Genomic DNA, 18,192 nt, shown 5'->3' on the forward strand with positions numbered 1-18,192 from the left:
TGCTGTCAGGGGGCATCCGTGATCCACCGGCGACTGGACGGCGTCCACCGGGCGCGGGGCACCTGACGGCCCAGAATGGGATCGAGACATCGCCCGACGTGCTGCAACGCGGCTTCGATGCGGTGCAGGTCGGCGGGCAGCGAGCTGCGCCGGGCTGCGGCGCGGTAACCCTCTGGCCAGCCTTGCCCTGGCGAGCACATCGCGTCGGGCAACGTCACCGGGCTCCGGGCGTACCGGACACGTTGGGCCAGCGCGGAGCTGAGCAGGCCTGCGTCCAGTTGCTCGATATCGACCAGCAGGACCAGGTCGACCAGGTCCCGGTAGCGGTTCGAGGGGACGCCGCCGTGCGTCTCGTACATCGCGGTGATCTTGTCAGCGATTTGGTCGACCAGCGGGTAGAGCCGAAACGGTGGAAGCGCCGGGATGCTGTCGATCTGCAATACCGGGGTTGGCAGAATCGGCTCGACAGAGGCCACGAAGTGGCGCTCGCAGGAGACGTCGATGTCGAAGCTCTCCCACTTTGTCGCACCGGTGTAGGCCTCGGTCTTCAACCGGAGGGCGTCCTCCACGGACAGCGGTATTGATCGGCGTACCTCGAAGCGCAGGTGGTCCCCGAGGTCACGGCGGCCGATGCGGCGCAGCTCAGCCTCGGCCTCGACCGGGTCGCTGGTGAGGTGAAGGAGGTCGATATCGCGGCTGTGTCGCGCCCCAGGCAGCCTGGTAAGCAGCCCGATCCCGCCCTTGAGCACCCAGGCTGACTCGCTGTCGTCGAACACACGGGCGAGGAACCGTTGGTACAGAAACTCGCGGCGGAGCTCGACGAACGGGCGATCGCTGTCGCGGGCGACGGCTTTCAGCTTGGTGTCGATCGCGGATCGGAACGCAGCCGGGGATCGGTACGGGTTATCGGTGTTCATCAGGCTTTCTCGGTACGTCGGCAGGTCGCTGCCGGTTTAGTTGATGGAGCACGGCCCGCAGCGGGTCCAGGTTGTGGGCCGTGCTCAGTTGGACGATCTGCCTGGCCAGGCGCTCGACGAGGTCCAGCGCGTCCGCTGGGATGCCTGACTCAGCGAGTAGGATGTCGACGAGGCTTTCGCCGTTGCCCGCGACCGCGCCGTAGGACCCTGCGAAGGGTGCCAGCTCTGCCGAGATGTCGGTGAGCGGCACGCTGTGTTGCGTGACGGCGTCCCGGACGGCACCGGCGAGGTGTCCGCGATCGGCACGGCTGGCCGCGAGGTCCCGCAGGGTACGCAGCGGTGTGGTTGTCGGCAGGCCGTCGACGAGAGTCCAGTCCGTGTCGTCGAAGGTGCCTCTGCGGAGTAGGACGTCCGTGCGGCGGGTCTGGCGACGGACGATCGTGGTGAATTCCAGCAGATCGGCGTCCAGGTTGCCGAGTCGTTGTAGCTCTGCGGCTGACCGGTGGGAGACGATCTCGGTGGGGCCGGCCGCGATTCGTTCCGCTGCGGTTCGGTGCGGGTCGAGGGCGATCCACGCCGCCCGTAGGTCGTCGTGCGGATCGGGAGGGGTGCCTGCCAGGCGGTAGATGCCATGGGCGAGCCGGTCAAGCTCTCCGGCACGAGCCATGCTGGCCAGCCTGACTGCGGTGATCCCGAGATGCGCGGCCTGTGCTGTGCTGATCATGCCCCACTGGTCGCTGGCGACGCCGGCCAGAGCTGTCGAATTTGTCCGGTTCACCGCCACTCCCTGCTGCAAAATTTCGCTGCCTTCTGCAATATTAGTCGTACAGGCAAGTTTTGCAGTAGCTGAGCCAAATATTGCAGCCCTCGCGGTGGCTGTGCCGCCATGTTCACGCCTGAGCTAACCTCGATGTTACTAACATCGGTGTTACTAACATGGGAGTTAGCGTGGCGAGCTTCGTTGGGCGTACCCGGGAACTCGGCACCCTCGCCGCCGAGCTGGACCGGATCGCCTCGGCCCGGGACGACCGGCCCGGCCGCTGCCTGCTCATCCGAGGGCGGCGGCGGGTCGGCAAGTCCCGCCTGGTCGAGCGGTTCGTCGACGACGCGCAGGTGCCGTACCTCTACTTCACTGCCGCCGGTGCCGGCACCGCCACCGAACTGCGGCAAATCGCCACCGACGCGGCCGAATCCACCCTGCCCGGCCGGGACCTGATCGCCGCCGCCAACCCGTCGGACTGGGACGCCGCGTTTCGGCTGCTGGCAGCGGCGCTGCCCGACGACACTCCCAGCGTCGTCGTCCTCGACGAGGTGCCCTATCTGATGGATCCCGAGCAGCAGTTCGAAGGCATCCTGCAGCGGGCCTGGGACCGGCTGCTGTCCCGCAAGCCGGTGCTGCTCGTCCTCATCGGCTCCGACCTGGCGATGATGGAGGCGCTCAACGACTACCGTCGGCCGTTCCACCAGCGTGGCCGCGAGATGGTGCTCGGCCCGCTCAACCCGGCCGACCTCGCCACCATGCTCGACCTGCCACCCGCCGACGCGATCGACGCCGCGCTGATCACCGGCGGACTGCCGCTGGTCGCCGCCGAATGGCCGCCCGGCGCCAGCGTCTGGGATTTCCTCGGCGCGGCACTGGCCGACCCGACATCGGCGCTGCTGGTCTCCGCGGAACGGTCACTCGCCGCCGAGTTCCCCGCCCAGCTCCAGGCCCGCGAGGTGCTGACCGCGATCGGCTCCGGCGAGCGGACGTTCACCAACATCGCCCGTACGGCCGGCGAACTGTCCTCGACGTCGCTGCACCGGTCCCTGGAAACCCTGCAGGTCAAGCGGCTCGTCACCGGTGAACTGCCGCTGTCCACCCGCCCGTCGAAGGACCGCCGCTACCGGATCGTCGACCCGTACCTGCGCTTCTGGCTGCGGTTTCTCGCCGCCGCGATGCCGGAAATCGAACGCGGCCGGGGTGACCTGACCCTGGCCCGCATCCGGACGAGCTTCCCGAGCTGGCGGGGCCGGGCCGTCGAGCCGCTGATCCGCGACGCACTCGCCCGGCTGCTGCCCGACGACTCGCTGCCGGCGGCACCCGCCATCGGGGCGTACTGGACCAGATCGAACGACGTCGAGATCGACATCGTCGGTGCCGACCGGGCACCGATCGCCCGCGAGTTGTACTTCGTCGGCTCGATCAAATGGCACGACCAGGCGCCGTTCGACGGGCACGACCTGTCCGCGCTGTTCCGGCACCGGGCAGCGCTGACCGACGAGCCGGTGCCGACCGTTGCCGTTTCCCGCAGCGGCGCGTCCTGTCGTGGCCTCGACGTGCTCTATCAGCCCGCCGACCTGCTCGCCGCCTGGCAGGACCGGTAGCGCGTGGTGATCTGTCGGCTACTCGACAGCGGAAGATTGCTGATCGTGACTGAATGATTGCCACATGTAGACGCGGGGGCTCGGCCTGGGGAGGACGAGCATGGCGGTGGCGCACTCGGCGGTCAACCTGGTCGGCAGCCTGCTGCCCGGCGGCGTCCTCGGTCGCATCCGCGACGGCGACCCGACCGTGCCCGCCATCGACGCCCGCTCCTATCACCTGACCGCCGGCGAATCCGTCCGCCGGATCGCCAACCGCGACTTCAGCTACCTGCGCGACGAATTCCACCGGTACGCCGACCAGCAGTCCGGCACCGGCAGCCGCCGAAACCGGCGGCGCGCCGCCGACGACTGGCGGCACACCCTGCTGCGTACCCTCGACTTCGACGGCATCGAACGCCTACCCGGCGGCATCGTCATCGACGAACAGCCGTTCCCGGTCAGCCACCGATGGCAGCAGGCCCTGCCGGTGCACCTGGCCCCCTGGGGCGCCGACCTCGACCGGCGGGCCGCCGGAGCGCCACGCGGCACCCGCTCCCCGGCCGACGCCGCACCGCACGTGATGGTGCAACGGCTGCTCAACCAGAGCGACCAGCACCTGTGGGCGGTGCTGTGCAACGGGCCGCAGCTGCGACTGCTGCGCGACTCCACCAACCTCGCCGGCAGCGAGTACCTCGAATTCGACCTGGCGGCGATCTTCCAGGGCGAACTGTTCGCCGACTTCCTGCTGTTCTACCGGATCGCGCACGCCAGCCGGTTCGAGATCAGCGACCCGCAGGCCGGCGCCGCCTCCTGCCCGCTGGAAGAGTGGCGCACCTACGGCGCTCGGCAGGGCGAACGCGCCCTCACCAGCCTGCGGTACGGCGTACACGACGCGTTGGAAACCCTCGGACAAGGCTTCCTCAGCCACCCGCACAACCGGCAGCTGCGCGACGACGTCGCCGCCGGCCGGCTGACCCTGGCCGATCTGAAACGCTCCCTGCTGCGGCTCGTCTACAAGCTGATCTTCTGGATGGTCGTCGAGGACCGCGGCGTCCTGCTCGACCCGCACGCCAGCCGGGCCGCCCGCGACCGCTACGACACCTACTTCTCCTCCCGCCGGTTGCGCCGCCTCGCCGACACCCGCCGCCACTCCTGGCACGGCGACCTGTGGCAGAGCACCGCCCTGGTGTTCCAGCTGCTCGGCTCGGAATCCGGCGGCCCGGTGATCGGCCTGCCCGCCCTCGGCGGCGTCTTCGAAACCAGCGAACTCGACCTGCCGCTGCGCCGCGCCCAGCTCACCAACTCGGCGCTGCTCACCGCCGTCACCCAGCTCAGCGTCCTCACCGGCCGGCGGGCCGACCGCCGGCAGTGGGTCGACTGGGCGCGGCTCGGCGCGGAAGAACTCGGCAGCGTGTACGAGGCACTGCTGGAGCTGCACCCCTGCTGGGACGCCCACACCGGTACGTTCTGCTTCGTCAAGGTCAAAGGCAGCGACCGGAAGAAGACCGGCGCCTACTACACCCCGCCGACCCTCGTCGACGAACTCCTCGACTCCACGTTGGAGCCGCTGCTCGACGAGGCCTGCGACGCCGACACCCCCGCCGGACGCGTCGCCGCCCTCGAACGCATCACCGTCTGCGACCCGGCCTGCGGATCCGGGCACTTCCTCATCGGCGCGGCGCGCCGCATCGCCCGCCGCATCGCCATCGAGGAAACCGACGACCTGGAACCCCACCCCGACGCCGTCCAGGCCGCGATGCGCAAGGTCACCACCCGCTGCCTGTACGGCGTCGACAGCAACGAAATGGCCGTCGAACTGGCCAAACTCTCCCTCTGGCTGGAAGCGGTCGAACCCGGCAAACCCCTCGGCTACCTCGACGCGCACCTGCGGGTCGGCAACTCGCTGCTCGGTGCCACCCCGGCACAGCTCGCCGCCGGCATCCCCGACACCGCGTACACCGCCCTCGACGGCGACAGCCGCGCCGTCGTCACCGCCCTACGCCGGGAAAACGCCAGCCAGTCGCCCGGTGTCCGACCACTGACCACCGACAGCGTCGGCAACCTCGACCTCGCCGCCGAAGCCGCCGCCATCGCCCACCTGGCACCCTGCGAAACCCTCGCCGACGTGCACATCCAGGCGCAGCGGGACAAGACCCTCGACCCGCACCGGCGCCGCCTGCGGCAGATCGCCGACGCCTGGTGCGCCGCGTTCGTCGCCCCGAAGATCCCCAGAAACCGGGCGTACGGCATCACCAACGCGATGCTGGCCCGCATCGCCGCCGACGAGCGCAGCGACGACGTCGAGCGCGCCCGGCAGCTCGTCGACACGATGGTCCGGCAGTACGGCTTCTTCCACTGGCACATCGAGTTCCCGCACATCTTCGAGGTCCCCGCCGACGGGGTCCACGCCGACAAGGCCGGCGTCGACCCGGTCACCGGCTGGCGCGGCGGCTTCAGCTGCGTACTGACCAACCCGCCCTGGGAGCGGGTCAAACTCCAGGAGCAGGAGTTCTTCGACGGCCAGCACGAAGCGGTCGCCGGCGCGCCGAACGCCGCTGCCCGCAAGAAGCTGATTGCCGCACTCGCCGACAGCCCGCAGCCCGCCGAGCGTGAGCTGCACCTGAACTGGACGAAGGCTCTGCGCACCGCCAGCGGTACCAGCCACCTGCTGCGCACCGCCGGCCGGCACCGGCTCACCGGACGCGGCGACATCAACACGTACGCCGTCTTCGCCGAGACCAGCCGGACGCTGCTCGCCCCAACCGGTCAACTGGGCATGATCGTGCCGACCGGGATCGCCACCGATGCGACCACCCAGGACTTCTTCAAGGACCTGGTCCGTCGTCGGAGCCTGGTGTCACTGTTCGACTTCGAGAACGAGGACCGGGTCTTCCAAGGTGTGCACAACCAGTTCAGGTTCTCACTGCTGACTCTCTCGGGCGGTCGTCGGCCGATCGATCAGGTGTCGTTGGTGTTCCGGGTGCGGCAGGTGGATCAGATTGCGCGGCGGGCGTACGCGTTGACGCCGGAGGAGATCGGTCTGTTGAACCCGAACACGGGGACGTGTCCGGTGTTTCTGTCCCGGCGGGATGCGGAGATCACGTTGGGGATCTACCGGCGGGTGCCGGTGTTGTGGCGGGACGACGCGCCGGACGGTAACCCGTGGGGTGTGTCGTTCATGGCGATGCTGCACATGGCGAACGATTCGGAGTTGTTCCTTGGCTACGACGACCTGGTCGGCGACGGCTGGTTCCTGGAGGGCAACTACTTCGTGCGGGGCGACGAGCGCATGGTGCCGTTGTACGAGGCGAAGATGGCCCACTTCTACGACCACCGGTTCGGTACATACGAGGGCGCGACTCAGGCGCAGTTGAACAAGGGAAACCTGCCCCGCCTCACCGACGACGACCACGAAGATCCGGCGCGGCTGCCGCTGCCGCGCTACTGGGTACCGAAGCGGGCGGTGGATGAGCGGCTGGTCGCGCGTTGGTCGCACGACTGGCTCCTGGGTTGGCGTGACATCGCCCGCAGTGTCGACGAACGCACCCTGATCCCCACCGTCGTGCCACGGGTTGCCGCCGGCGACAAGCTGCCGATGATGCTGGTGCCACAGCTTCCTGACTGCCTGCAGGCGAACCTCAGCAGCTTGGCGCTGGACTACGTCACCCGGCAGAAGTACCCGGGCACGTCACTGAAGCAGCACTTCGTACGCCAGTTGCCGTTGCTGCCGCCGCAGCGGTACGGCGAACCGGTGCCCTGGGATTCGGAAGCCGTCGACCTATCGGCGTGGATCCGGCCCCGGGTGCTGGAGCTGACCTACACCGCGTACGACCTCGCACCGTACGCCCGTGACCTCGGCGACGACGGCGGGCCATTCCGATGGGACCCGCAGCGACGCGAACTCATCCGCGCCGAACTCGACGCCGCCTACTTCCACCTGTACGGGGTGGACCGTGACGACGTCGACCACATCATGGAGACCTTCAAGGTCGTCCGGGAAAAGGACGAGAACGCGCACGGCGAGTACCGCCTCAAACGCCTGATCCTGGAGTGCTACGACGCGATGGCTGCTGCCATCCGCACCGGTACGCCGTACCGTTCCCCGGTCGACGCGGCTCGCAGACGGCATCGAGATCCCGCCACGTCCGTCAGCAGCGAAGCCTAGTCGGGCAGGGACGAAATGCCGACTATTTACTACGCGCGGGCGATCGACGGTCTGGACCGTGGGACAGTACTTGCTGAAGGCGCCCTGGTCGGCGAACTTCTGCGAGCGCGCGGACTCGACATGGTCGATCCGGTTTCCGAATGGTCGAAGAACGAACCTAGCTGGGCCGGGGGCAGTGGTGATCATTCAAGCATGGTCGAGTCGGATCTTCGGCTGCTGAGAAAGTCGGATGTCGTCCTAATGGACGTCTCAATATCCGGCAGGAGCTACATCGGCTGTATCTGTGAGTTGGTCTATTCCTATATGTGGAAAATTCCCGTTGTGGTGATCGTTGGCGATACTGGACATGAGGCGCGACCGTGGCTTCGTTACCATGCTGCCCACATCGTTACAGGGCGACAGGCGGCAATAGACGTAGTGTCGGAGATTCTAGCGACCTGACCTTCCGCGAGTCATGGCAATCTGAAGGAGGAGCAGGCTCACCGGGACGCCGACGCCAAGGGCGACATCTTTGGCGGGAAGTGTCTCAGTTGCTACTACGATGGCCCCTAGGGCAATGGTTAGCAGTAGAACGGTCGGTGCCCAATTTTTTCTAATGCCTACGAGCAAAGATTGGTAAAGTTTGGCGAAAATTACAAGTTGTAGCGGGGTTGAGGCGTCTGGGCCTCCCTTCATGACGGCTGTACCGGACGAGAGTACCGTTATGCTTTCACCGTTCTGAAGGATTGCACTCTTGAAATCTGAAAGGGCTTCAAGAAACGGCCAAATTGTCCACATTGAAAGCGCCGTGGAGCCGTCGACTCCAGGCCACCTTCCGTCGTCGTCCTGACTCTCTAGGATCGTTCTAGTCGCTCTCACTGTCAGGTTGTAGTCGATTGATGATGGCTGCCGAACAAGTGCGCCTAGTACGTAGGGCAGACCGTGATGCCAGATTGAGTTCTGCCAGGTGTGGTTGGTCCCGTCAGGGCCTATCCGTGTGATATTGTAATTTTCGAGGCGCGCGTCGTCGTCATATATAGTGGCCGTATCGGCCGATTCTTTGAGCCATCGGTAAGCATTTTCTACCGCATCGGAGAAGGACCTGTCATTCCGATAAATGTTGCTTTCAACCAGCGCGACCAGGACGATCGCGGTGTGCGTCACGGTGGGAGCTTGGCCGCTACGTTCACCCCAGGCCCGAGCCTTGCTGTCCCGCGCACCGATCAGCCAGACAGCTGCTGCGCGGAGGGCCGGAGCGGTGCGATCGAGCACCCCCAGGGCGCGTACAGCCATAGCCGTAAGCCACACTCGCGACGCTTGACCCTTAAATGCGCCCCAGCCGCCATCATCGTTCTGGTTGTGGATTAGCCATGATGCAGCACGTCGAATATCTGGTGCATTGGTCGCGAACGCGAGACCTGTTCGCTGCATGAGGTGGCAGATCATTGCGGTTGCCTCAGTAACCGGTTGGCCGAAACTGGTATTGGTCGCCCAGCCACCGTCGAGCAGCGGGTCCTCGGAGGAGATCTGACGGTGCCTGAGAAACTGGAGACAATGGTCCTGGTGCTCAAATTTCGCTTCGTGTAGGAGAAAACTGCTCAACGCGGTTATTGTTGCGGATGGGCCAGGGGTAGGGACATCCAATAGGTGGTACCAGCCGCCCTGCGCCTCCTCTGCGGCGTGATATGTGCGGCGCAGCAGGTCCAGTGACTTCCCGACCCGGGAGTCAATGTTCTTGCGATCAATTTTGTCCACGGTCATCCCAGGGGTGAATGCCGATGATGTGCGGCGACTAGACTGACTTGTATGCGACCGTGCTGATGAAGGCGCTCTCCTTGGTGGACGCGTATCTGCCAAGATGGGTTTCAATCATTTCGATCTGCCAGTCGTGGAGGAGGTCCTTGACATATCCTTCGTCGAAAAAGTGCCGAATATGTCCGCACCGGTTGAAGATATGCTCATCTAGCTTTTCGCCATCGCCGTAGTAAGGATCATCCGTTGACTTCACGCAAAATACCAAAACGCCGCGCGGCTTGAGCACTCGATGAATCTCGGAAAATATCTGACGCGTCGCATTGTCTCGAAAGTAGTGTAGTGCGAGATGGGAGAATATCCCGTCAAATGATTCGTCGTGAAATGGGAGAGGTTTCGATATGTCCCACACTTGGAGGCTGCGCTTCACCTTCCTTAGCATCCTTGTCCGATGTGGGACAATCGTGCGGGCCTGCTCGATTGCGACCGCCGAGAAGTCTATGCCCCAAACGTTGCATCCAGCAAGCGCCATTGCGCGAAGATCGTGGCCTTTCCCGCATCCGAGATCGAGGACATCGGGGTTCTTGTTGGTGTCCGGAAGTTTTCCAAGGAAGGTGCTGCGGATCTTTCGGTGTATCGAGTCCTTGCCTGTGGCTCCGCGCCTGCGGTGCCAGCCATCCCAAAAAGCCAGTTGATCCGGAAGCTTCTGATCTTTTGTGCTAGGCATGTTCTCGACCGTCTGATAGAAGTTGCGGTTTTCTTGTCTGAGTGCGACTCGAGTATCCTCGTAGCCGTTTTTGTGTCTGTTCAATATTCTCCCACTGTGGGTATACGGCATAATCCCATTCATTTGGGCGTCCAATGACTTTGGCGATATGCCTTCTGAAGAACTGGGAAACGCCAACGTCGCGTGCGTAATGCGCACTCTGGCCGGACTCCCGGTACATCAGGTATCCGTCATTCCTCAGTGATGCGGGGATCTCCTCGATGCGGGACAGGGATCCGACGAAGCCGACATCCAGTTTCAAGAGACTCAACGAGTAACTTCCCGGAACGATGTGAATGTGAGAGTGCGTTATACATGCCGACCTTCGGCGTTCGGTGTCGCGGCATGATCCGTGCTCGAATGCGGTCGCCGGCCCATAGGTGTCCTCGATCATTTGCAACGCTCGCCTGACGAACACGAGGAAGCCTTCGGCTAGGTCCCGCGGCATGCCCCATACCGAGTTGTGGTGCTGCGCTGGTGCGACGAGGATGTATCCGGGAACGAAGGAGCCGACTGCGCAGATCGCGGCTCCGACACCCGGTTCTCTGAGCAGAGGTCGGTCGTACCAGGGGAGGTCCAATTCTGGACTTCCGCTGATCTGGCAGAACAGGCAGGTTTCCCGGCTACCCTCGGCGGCAGCAAGCATGGCGACAAGTCTCCTTCTGAGGCCGTACGGTAACCGAAAGTAACATCAATTTCCTGTCGATACAGTCCTCCAATCGGTTGATCTGCGTCAATGAGGGTCTGTGCGGGTAAGGCTGCCATGCTCGCACAGGCATGATCACCATCCACCGGAAGCTAGGTGGGTCCCGGGTCGGCTGCTGAACCGCGCGCCCTACGCTGCTTCCGAAGTCGATCGAAAGGTGGCGTCTGTGGCTGACGGTGTGCGGAACGGGCTGCTGGTGCGTACCTGCCTGGAAGTGCTCCGCGACAGCGGGCAGCGGCTGCATGGCCAGAAGGTGCTGCACCAGGTGGCCGACCGGATCGAGCTGAACGAGGCTGAGCTTCGCCCCCACCCCAACGGTGCGCAGGCCTGGGTGGTCGCGGCCCGCTTCCACGCCGGTGACGCCGCCACCATCGGTTGGTTGATCAAGCGGGACGCGCTGTGGTGGATCACCGACGACGGCCGGGCCGCGCTCGAGACGTACCCCGACGCGGACTCGCTCTACGCCGAGATCACCCGGCGCTACCGGGAGATCTTTCGCGACCGCAAGCGAATCCGCCGGAAGTACGACGACCGGCTCGAGAAGATCACCAGCACCCTGGAGCTCGTACCGGCCGGCTCCTGGACGGCGTACGACGATCTGGCCGAGCTGGTCGACGGCACGCCGGACGACATCGCCCACCTACTGGCCGACACCTACGTCGACAACGCGCACCGCGTACTCAACGCTTCCGGGCGGGTTCCCGATGCCAGGCACCAGCATGCCCGGCTACGCGGTAGCGACCTGGCGGCCCGGCTCAGCGAGGAAGGTGTCGAGTTCGTCGACGGTCGGGCGAACGCCGAACAGCGGATCACCGCTGACTTCCTCGCCGAGCGACTCGCCGAGACCGCCACCCTCGCGGCTGAACCCGTCGCGCGGCGGGCCTGGCTGGTCCGGGGCAGCAACGTCGACGGCGCCGACCTGGTGCCGCAGTGGCTAGCCGAAGGTTGGGTGTCGCTGGCAGCCTCCCAACTGCCGCAACTCGGCCCCGGCATCGACGAGCAGCAGCTGACCCAGGCCGTCGCCGACGCCTACCGGCACAAAAGCTATTCGGTACGGGAGAAGCTGACCGGCGAGTTCAACGCCTTCCTGCGGCTGATGCGCGACGGGGACTTCGTGGCGACCGCGCACCACGGCGACGTACACCTCGGGTTGGTCACTGGCCCGCCCAGCTTCACCGGCGCCGGGGAGCTGCCGTCCCACCTGCGCCGGCCGGTGCGCTGGCTGGAGCTCGACCCGCCGGTGGACCTGTCGGCGCTGCCCGCCGCCCTGTCCAACCTGTTGCAGAGCCAGGACGACGTGGTCGACCTGACCGACGGGCTGGCCGCGCTGGAACACCTCGCTGCGCCGCTGCTGCGCGAACCGGTGCCGACCGCGGCACCGGCCACCCCCGCGACGCCGCCGCCAGGTCCGGTGGCGACCCCGACCCCGCCGCCGGCGGCCGAAGCGCGACTCGGTGACGTCCCCGCCGACCTGGCCGACACGCTGCTGCTCGACCTCGACTGGCTGCGGGAGCTGCGGGAGCTGCTGGCCAGGCGGCGGCAGATCATCCTGTACGGCCCACCCGGGACCGGCAAGACGTACGTCGCCCGCGCCCTCGCCGCCCGGCTCACCGAACCCCACGCGGTACGGCTGATCCAGTTCCACCCGTCGTACACCTACGAGGACTTCTTCGAAGGATTCCGGCCCGAGGCCGGCGACGACGGCACCCTGCGATTCAAACTCACCTCCGGACCGCTGCGCCGGCTCGCCGACGCCGCCAGGGAACACCCGTCCACGGTGTACGTGCTGATCATCGACGAAATCAACCGGGGGAACCTGGCGAAGGTCTTCGGGGAGCTGTACTTCCTGCTCGAATACCGTGACCAGCCGATCGCGCTGCAGTACTCGGCGAAGGACTTCACCCTGCCGGCCAACCTCTACCTGATCGGCACCATGAACACCGCCGACCGGTCGATCGCCCAGATCGACGCCGCGATGCGCCGCCGCTTCGCGTTCGTCGAGATGCACCCCGACCGGCCGCCGGTGGCCGGCCTGCTGCATCGCTGGCTCACCGCCCGCGACCTGCCCACCGAGGCCGCCGACCTGCTCGACGCGCTCAACGCCCGGCTCGCCGACGCCGACTACGCCGTCGGGCCGACGTACCTGCTGGACGAGGCCGACCACCGCGACCCGGACGGCCTCGACCGGGTCTGGCGCCATGACATCCTGCCGCTGCTCGCCGACCACCACTACGCCGACGACCTGGACGTACCCGGCCGGTACGGGCTCGACGCGCTGCGGACCGCCCTGGCTGATCGGCAGCCCTCACCGTGATCCGGGTGATCCAGCTGCGGGAGGCCGGTCCGGCGCTGGACGTGGCGCTGACCGGCGAGCAGGCCCGCCAGTTGGCGGCGGCCCGCGCGGGCCGGCAACCGGTCGTCGAGGTACGTCCGGGCCCGACGGCCGGGCGTTGGCTGCTGCGCGCCACCCGGCTCGTCGGCGCCGCCCGCATCGGCGACCTCGACGTGTACGTAGCCCCGAAGGTGCCGGTGGCGCGGCTGCTGTTCCTGTTCGGCTACGCGCGGAACCCGCACCGGTGGCAGCCGACGAGCCTGCCGTTGGGGGCCAGCGACGAGCTGGCTCCGGCGCTCGCCGAGGCGCTGTGTCGGCAGGTCGACCGGGCGATCCGGGGCGGGCTGCGGCACGGCTACCAGGAGGTCGACGCCGCAGCGACGGTTCTGCGCGGGCGGATGATGCCGGCCCGGCAGTTGACCCGTCGGCTCGGCCAGCCGCTGCCGCTGGAAGTCCGCTACGACGAGTTCACCGCCGACACGCCGGAGAACCGCATCCTGGTCAGCGCGGTCGAACGGATGCTGCGCGTTCCCGGGCTGGTGCCGTCGGTGCGTCGCCGGCTCAGCCAGCTGGCTGAGCGGTTCCCCGGTGTCGCTCGGCTGCGTCCCGGTGCCCCGGTGCCGATCTGGCGTCCGGGCCGCAGCAACGCCCAGCTGCACACCGCCCTGTGGCTGGCCGAGCTGGTCCTCGCCGGATCGTCGCTCGACGCCCGCGTCGGTGACCGGGCCGCGAACGGCCTGCTGCTCGACATGGCGCGGGTCTTCGAGTCGTTCGTCGCCGCCGCGCTGCGGGCCGTGCTGCCCGCCGGCCAGCTGCGCACCCAGACGGCCGGTCACCTCGACGAGGCCGGCCTGATCGACATCCGCCCCGACCTGACCTGGTGGGACGAGGGCCGGGTGGCTGCGGTGGCCGACACCAAGTACAAGACCCGGACGCCCGTCGACGATTTGTATCAGATGCTGGCCTACTGCGTCGCGTACGGTCTGGACACCGGTCATCTCATCTACGCCGGGGAGGGCGGTCCGACCGCGCACGTGGTCCGCCGGACCGGGATCCGGATCGTCTGCCACCGGATCGACCTGGACGGGTCCACTGGCGACCTGCTGGAGCAGGTACGGCGGGTCGGTGCCGGGATGACGCTGGGCCGACGCCCGGTACGTGGGTCGATAGAGTCAGCGGCGTGAACGCGGCGTACCTGGTGGTCCTCGGTGAGCGGGCGGCGATCCGCTGGGTGCTGGAGCAGCAGCGGATGGCGTTCCCGGCGACCCCGCGGGCTGAGGTGGCCGCGTTGGCCGCCGGCGACCGGCTGCTGCTGTACGCGACCGGGGCGCCTGGCACAACCCGACCCGTGACCGGGGCCGGGTGATCGGTACGGCGACCGCGACCAGCGCGGTCCGCGCCTTCGACTTGCTGGCCGGCGCACTCCGGCCGATGCTGGCCGCCCGGCCGGCAGCCACCCTTGTCGATCTTGTCGCGACAACAGGGCCGATGCCGGGTTTGCGGCTGACATCGCCTACTTAACGGCAAAGATGACAACGAGTCGTTGTTACGCCCAGGTAGGGCGGTAATAATTCGGCCTGTGGGCATAGCTTCATTTGCGGGACGATTATCCTCAAGTTCGGATTGAACGAGCCGCTGGTTCCTCCCGGGCTAACTTGAAGTATTGACATGCTTGCGCTCCGGTTGGGGCGCTGTTAGCCTTCTGTCCGTGGCCCGGTCAGGGGCCGGTAGGTCGATCTATTTCACCTGAGTTACGCCCGCCAAGACAGTCTCAATCAACCACCCCTTGGGACGTTCTATGTCGACGATGTGGCCGAAGTGATGACCGCTGCCTCAACCGCTGATTCAACGCCGACTGATGGAAACCGTAAGAGGGATTTCCGGCTGTACTGGATAGCCGGGGCCGTCGACCAACTCGGGTCGCAGACCTCCGGCATCGTCTTTCCGCTGGTCACCCTCGCGATAACCGGTTCACCGGCGGCCGCCGGTCTGGTGGGCGCGCTGGCCTTGGCCGGTCGACTTGTCGCCGCGCCGGCGGCCGGCGTACTGGCCGACCGGTTGCCCCGCAAGCGGATGATGGTGGCGTCACTGCTGCTGGCCGCCGCCACGATGGCGGTGCTTTTCGTTTCGGTCGCCAGCGGTACGGCGACCCTGGTGGTGCTCGCTGCCGCCGCCTTCGTCGAAGGGCTCGCCCAGAGCGGCTACGAGGCGGCCGGCGCGGGCTCGATCCGCCGGGTGCTGCCGGCCGACGACAAGAAGGCGCTGTCCCGGCTGGAAGCGCGCAATCACGCCGTACAGATCGTCGGTCCGGTTTTCGGTGGCGCGCTCTACCAGATAGGCCGGTGGGTGCCATTCCTGGTGGACGCTGTGTCATATGTGGTGTCCGCATTTCTGGTCGGTGCGATCCGCACCGATCTCACCCCGGACCGTGCCGAACGCACGTCATTCCTCGCCGATCTGCGGGACGGCCTGCGTTTCGTGTGGCGGCAACCGTTCCTGCGTTTCGTGACCATCTGGGCTGCCGGGATCAATTTCACCTTCGGCGCACTCATCTACTACGCGATTCTGACCGCCGGGCAGCAGGGCGCGGCCGCGTCGTCGATCGGCCTGGTGCTGACCGTGGCCAGCGTAGGCGGGTTGACCGGCGCGTTGTTGGCGCCCGCCGTGTTCAGCCGGGTCCGGCCGATGACCGTCATCGTCGTCGCCTCCTGGGCGATGGTCGCCCTGGTCGCGGCCATGTCGCAGGCCCGGCAGACCTGGACGTACGGCCTGCTCTTCGGCCTGGTCTTCCTGCTCAGCCCGTTGCTCGGGGTCATCTTCCAGTCGCGGGTCATCGCATTGACGCCGGACGAGCTGCAGGGCCGGGTCGGCACCGTGATGGGCACCGCCGGCGAGGTGCTGCAGACCCCGGCGCCGCTGCTCGCCGGCCTGCTCGTCGCCTGGTACAGCCCGACCGCCGTCGCGCTGATCTTCGCCGCCGCACTGGCCGGGCTGGCCGTCTACACGACGGTCAACCTGCGCCAACTGCGCACCGGGGCGGAGGACCCACCCGACGACGCGACGTCGACCGAACCCGACGCGACGTCGACCGGACCCGTGGCAGAGGAGGCACGCCGATGAGCCGTGAATACCGACTGTTCTACCCGGCACTTCCAGCGGTCGCCGAGCACGCGCCGCACCGGGTGGTCTACGTCGGCGACGCCGACGGCAGGTGCCAGATCCTGGCTTGGGACCGCCGGACCGACACGGTCACCCAGCTGACCGACCGGGCAACCGGAACGATCCGGGCCGCGTTGGACCCGGACGGCGAGACGGTGTGGTGGTTCGACGACGACCTCGCCGGGGTGGGTGTCTGGCGTACCCGCGACTTCCCGAACAGCGCCACTGACCAGGTCACCTCGGCGGTCTCGGCTCCGGCGCTGCCCGGGGTGACGCCGGCGCGGCACGCCGGGATCGCGATGGCCGACGACGGAACCGCCCTGGTCGGGCTCGCCGACGACGACGGCCTGACCCTGCACCGGCGCGACCCGCACGGACGGATCACCGAGGTCACCCGGACCGCCGGGTACGCGTACCTGGTCGACCTGGACCCGACCGGTGAGCTGGCGGCGGTCGGCACCGACCCGGCCGCCGCGGACGCCGTGACCGTGGTCGGCCGCGACGGGGCCACGGTCGGGGTGGTGCCCGGCCAGCCGGATCGGCGGGTCTGGGCGCTCGGCTTCGCCCCCGGCGGCGGTCAACCCCGGCTGCTGCTCGTGCTGGAGCAGGACGACCGGTACTTCCCGGCGACCTGGACCCGGACCGACGGGCTACGGCCGCACAGCTGGTGCTGGTTCGACACCGAGATCACCGCGAGCTGGTACCCGGACGGCCGGCGGATCCTGATTCGTCAGGATCGGCACGCCCATACGATCCTGCACGAGGCCGACCTGACGGTGCGGGCCAGTGCGGTGCTGCCGACTCCGCCGGGCAGTGTGCTGGACGCGGCGGTCTGGCCGGACGGCGACGTCGTCTACATCTGGACCGACTCGCTGACCCCGCCGCAGCTACGGTCGGGCCGTGACGTCCGGCTGCCGGACAGTGGCGCCGGTCCGGACCCGGCGGCGTCCGCCACGGTCGACGACTACCAGCGGCAGGAGCTGTGGGTGCCGGGGCCGGGCGGGCCGATCCACGTGCTGCTGACCACACCGAACGACGACCGGCGTACCCGTCCCGCCGTTTTCCTGGTCCACGGCGGACCGTCGCAGCACGCGCGGGACGCGTACGACCCGCTGGTGGAGATCCTGGCCAGCACCGGCTGCGCGGTGGTGCGTGCCAACTACCGGGGGTCCAGCGGCTACGGCTCCGCCTGGCGTAACGACTTCAGCTCCGGCGTCGGGCTGACCCAGGTCGCCGATCTGGCGGCGGTCCGCGGGCATCTGGTGACCGAGGGGTTGATCGAGGCGGGACGGGTCGCCCTGTGGGGCACCTCGTGGGGTGGCTATCTGACCCTGCTCGCCCTCGGTGTGCAGCCACGGCTGTGGCGTCTCGGGGTGGCGATCAGCCCGATCGCCGACTACGCCGCCGCGTTCCATGCGGCGTCCCCGGCGGTCCAAGCGCTCGACGTGATGCTGTTCGGCGGCACCCCGGAGCAGGTTCCCGAGGCGTACGTCCGGTCGTCGCCGGCCAGCTACGTCGACCAGGTCACCGCGCCGGTGCTGCTCGCCGTCTCCAGCGACGACGTGCGTTGCCCGCCGGCTCCGGTGGAGCGGTACGCCGGCCTGCTGGCCGCCCGCCGCGTTCCGCATCAGCTGGTCCGCCGCCGGGCCGGGCACGACGACTTCGACGCCCGCAGCCATCTGTCGCTGATGCAGACCGTGCTGCTGTTCATGCAGCGGCACTTCGACGGCGTGCAGGAGGAGGGTACGGCGGTCGCGCTCGCCATGGCGCGGCCAGTGGCCTGACCCTGTTCCCCGCACGTTGGCAGGTTCGGTCCGATCGGGAGAGGAGGTGAACGGCATGCGGAAGAACGTTGTCGAGAACGACCCGATCAACGGCAACCGCGACCAGCTTCGCAGCGCGAACGTCACGGTCACGGTCTCGGTCAAGATCAAGTTCTGATCCGGGTCGTACGGGGTGGAGGCGGGCGGGTCGCGCCCTGGCCGGCATCGCCTGACCGCCTCCATCCCATCGCCGTGGCCGTCGCCACCCCACCGGGTCCTGACCGCCTCACCCCACCGGGTCCTGACC

At 67.5% G+C, this 18,192-nt stretch carries 12 protein-coding genes; 8 read left to right on the forward strand and 4 right to left on the reverse strand.

Annotation, left to right across the window (positions count from 1 at the left end):
* Positions 1–5: 5 nt before the first annotated feature.
* Positions 6–917 (reverse strand): nucleotidyl transferase AbiEii/AbiGii toxin family protein, encoded by a 912-nt coding sequence (locus tag ACXAHD_RS00220; RefSeq protein WP_475047475.1) that lies wholly within the window; start codon positions 915–917, stop codon positions 6–8.
* Positions 904–1,695 carry a type IV toxin-antitoxin system AbiEi family antitoxin domain-containing protein gene (locus tag ACXAHD_RS00225; RefSeq protein ID WP_475047478.1) on the reverse strand — a complete coding sequence of 264 codons (792 nt, stop codon included), beginning with the start codon at positions 1,693–1,695 and terminating at the stop codon, positions 904–906. Before ACXAHD_RS00225 ends, ACXAHD_RS00220 begins: the two co-directional genes overlap by 14 nt.
* A gap of 170 nt (positions 1,696–1,865) precedes the next feature.
* On the opposite strand from ACXAHD_RS00225, the gene ACXAHD_RS00230 reads away from it, so the two are divergent.
* The 3 genes from ACXAHD_RS00230 (at position 1,866) to ACXAHD_RS00240 (ending at position 7,869) form a co-directional block, all read left to right on the forward strand.
* Complete coding sequence (locus ACXAHD_RS00230) at positions 1,866–3,284, forward strand: ATP-binding protein (RefSeq protein ID WP_475047481.1); 1,419 nt, start codon at positions 1,866–1,868, stop codon at positions 3,282–3,284.
* Between the two features lie 100 nt (positions 3,285–3,384).
* Complete coding sequence (locus ACXAHD_RS00235; protein ID WP_289211753.1) at positions 3,385–7,428, forward strand: Eco57I restriction-modification methylase domain-containing protein; 4,044 nt, start codon at positions 3,385–3,387, stop codon at positions 7,426–7,428.
* A gap of 15 nt (positions 7,429–7,443) precedes the next feature.
* Positions 7,444–7,869: a hypothetical protein gene (locus ACXAHD_RS00240; protein ID WP_289211754.1), complete on the forward strand. Its 426-nt coding sequence runs from the start codon at positions 7,444–7,446 to the stop codon at positions 7,867–7,869.
* On the opposite strand, the gene ACXAHD_RS00245 is transcribed toward ACXAHD_RS00240, so the two are convergent.
* Both ACXAHD_RS00245 and ACXAHD_RS00250 read right to left on the reverse strand, forming a co-directional pair.
* On the reverse strand, positions 7,858–9,168 hold the full coding sequence (locus tag ACXAHD_RS00245) for a prenyltransferase/squalene oxidase repeat-containing protein (protein WP_289211755.1): 1,311 nt from the start codon (positions 9,166–9,168) through the stop codon (positions 7,858–7,860). The two genes, ACXAHD_RS00240 and ACXAHD_RS00245, sit on opposite strands and share 12 nt — an antisense overlap.
* Positions 9,169–9,199: 31 nt before the next feature.
* Positions 9,200–10,084: a class I SAM-dependent methyltransferase gene (locus ACXAHD_RS00250; protein WP_475047486.1), complete on the reverse strand. Its 885-nt coding sequence runs from the start codon at positions 10,082–10,084 to the stop codon at positions 9,200–9,202.
* A 713-nt stretch (positions 10,085–10,797) separates the two neighbouring features.
* Between ACXAHD_RS00250 and ACXAHD_RS00255 the strand changes: the two genes are divergently transcribed.
* The 5 genes from ACXAHD_RS00255 (at position 10,798) to ACXAHD_RS00275 (ending at position 17,906) form a co-directional block, all read left to right on the forward strand.
* The gene (locus ACXAHD_RS00255) at positions 10,798–12,945 is read left to right on the forward strand and encodes an AAA family ATPase (RefSeq protein WP_289211757.1); all 2,148 of its coding nucleotides are present in this window, start codon (positions 10,798–10,800) and stop codon (positions 12,943–12,945) included.
* 5 nt (positions 12,946–12,950) lie between these two features.
* Entirely contained in the window at positions 12,951–14,147 is a 1,197-nt protein-coding gene (locus tag ACXAHD_RS00260; RefSeq protein ID WP_289211758.1) for an McrC family protein, read from the forward strand.
* A complete protein-coding gene (locus tag ACXAHD_RS00265; protein WP_289211759.1) occupies positions 14,144–14,329 on the forward strand; it encodes a hypothetical protein in 186 nt (61 codons plus the stop codon). Before ACXAHD_RS00260 ends, ACXAHD_RS00265 begins: the two co-directional genes overlap by 4 nt.
* A 455-nt stretch (positions 14,330–14,784) precedes the next feature.
* Complete coding sequence (locus tag ACXAHD_RS00270) at positions 14,785–16,083, forward strand: MFS transporter (protein ID WP_475047490.1); 1,299 nt, start codon at positions 14,785–14,787, stop codon at positions 16,081–16,083.
* Entirely contained in the window at positions 16,080–17,906 is a 1,827-nt protein-coding gene (locus ACXAHD_RS00275; protein WP_475047493.1) for a S9 family peptidase, read from the forward strand. The genes ACXAHD_RS00270 and ACXAHD_RS00275 overlap by 4 nt, the downstream gene beginning before the upstream one ends.
* Positions 17,907–18,192 lie beyond the last annotated feature (286 nt).

The sequence above is a fragment of the Micromonospora sp. ABR4_055 genome (assembly GCF_056160425.1).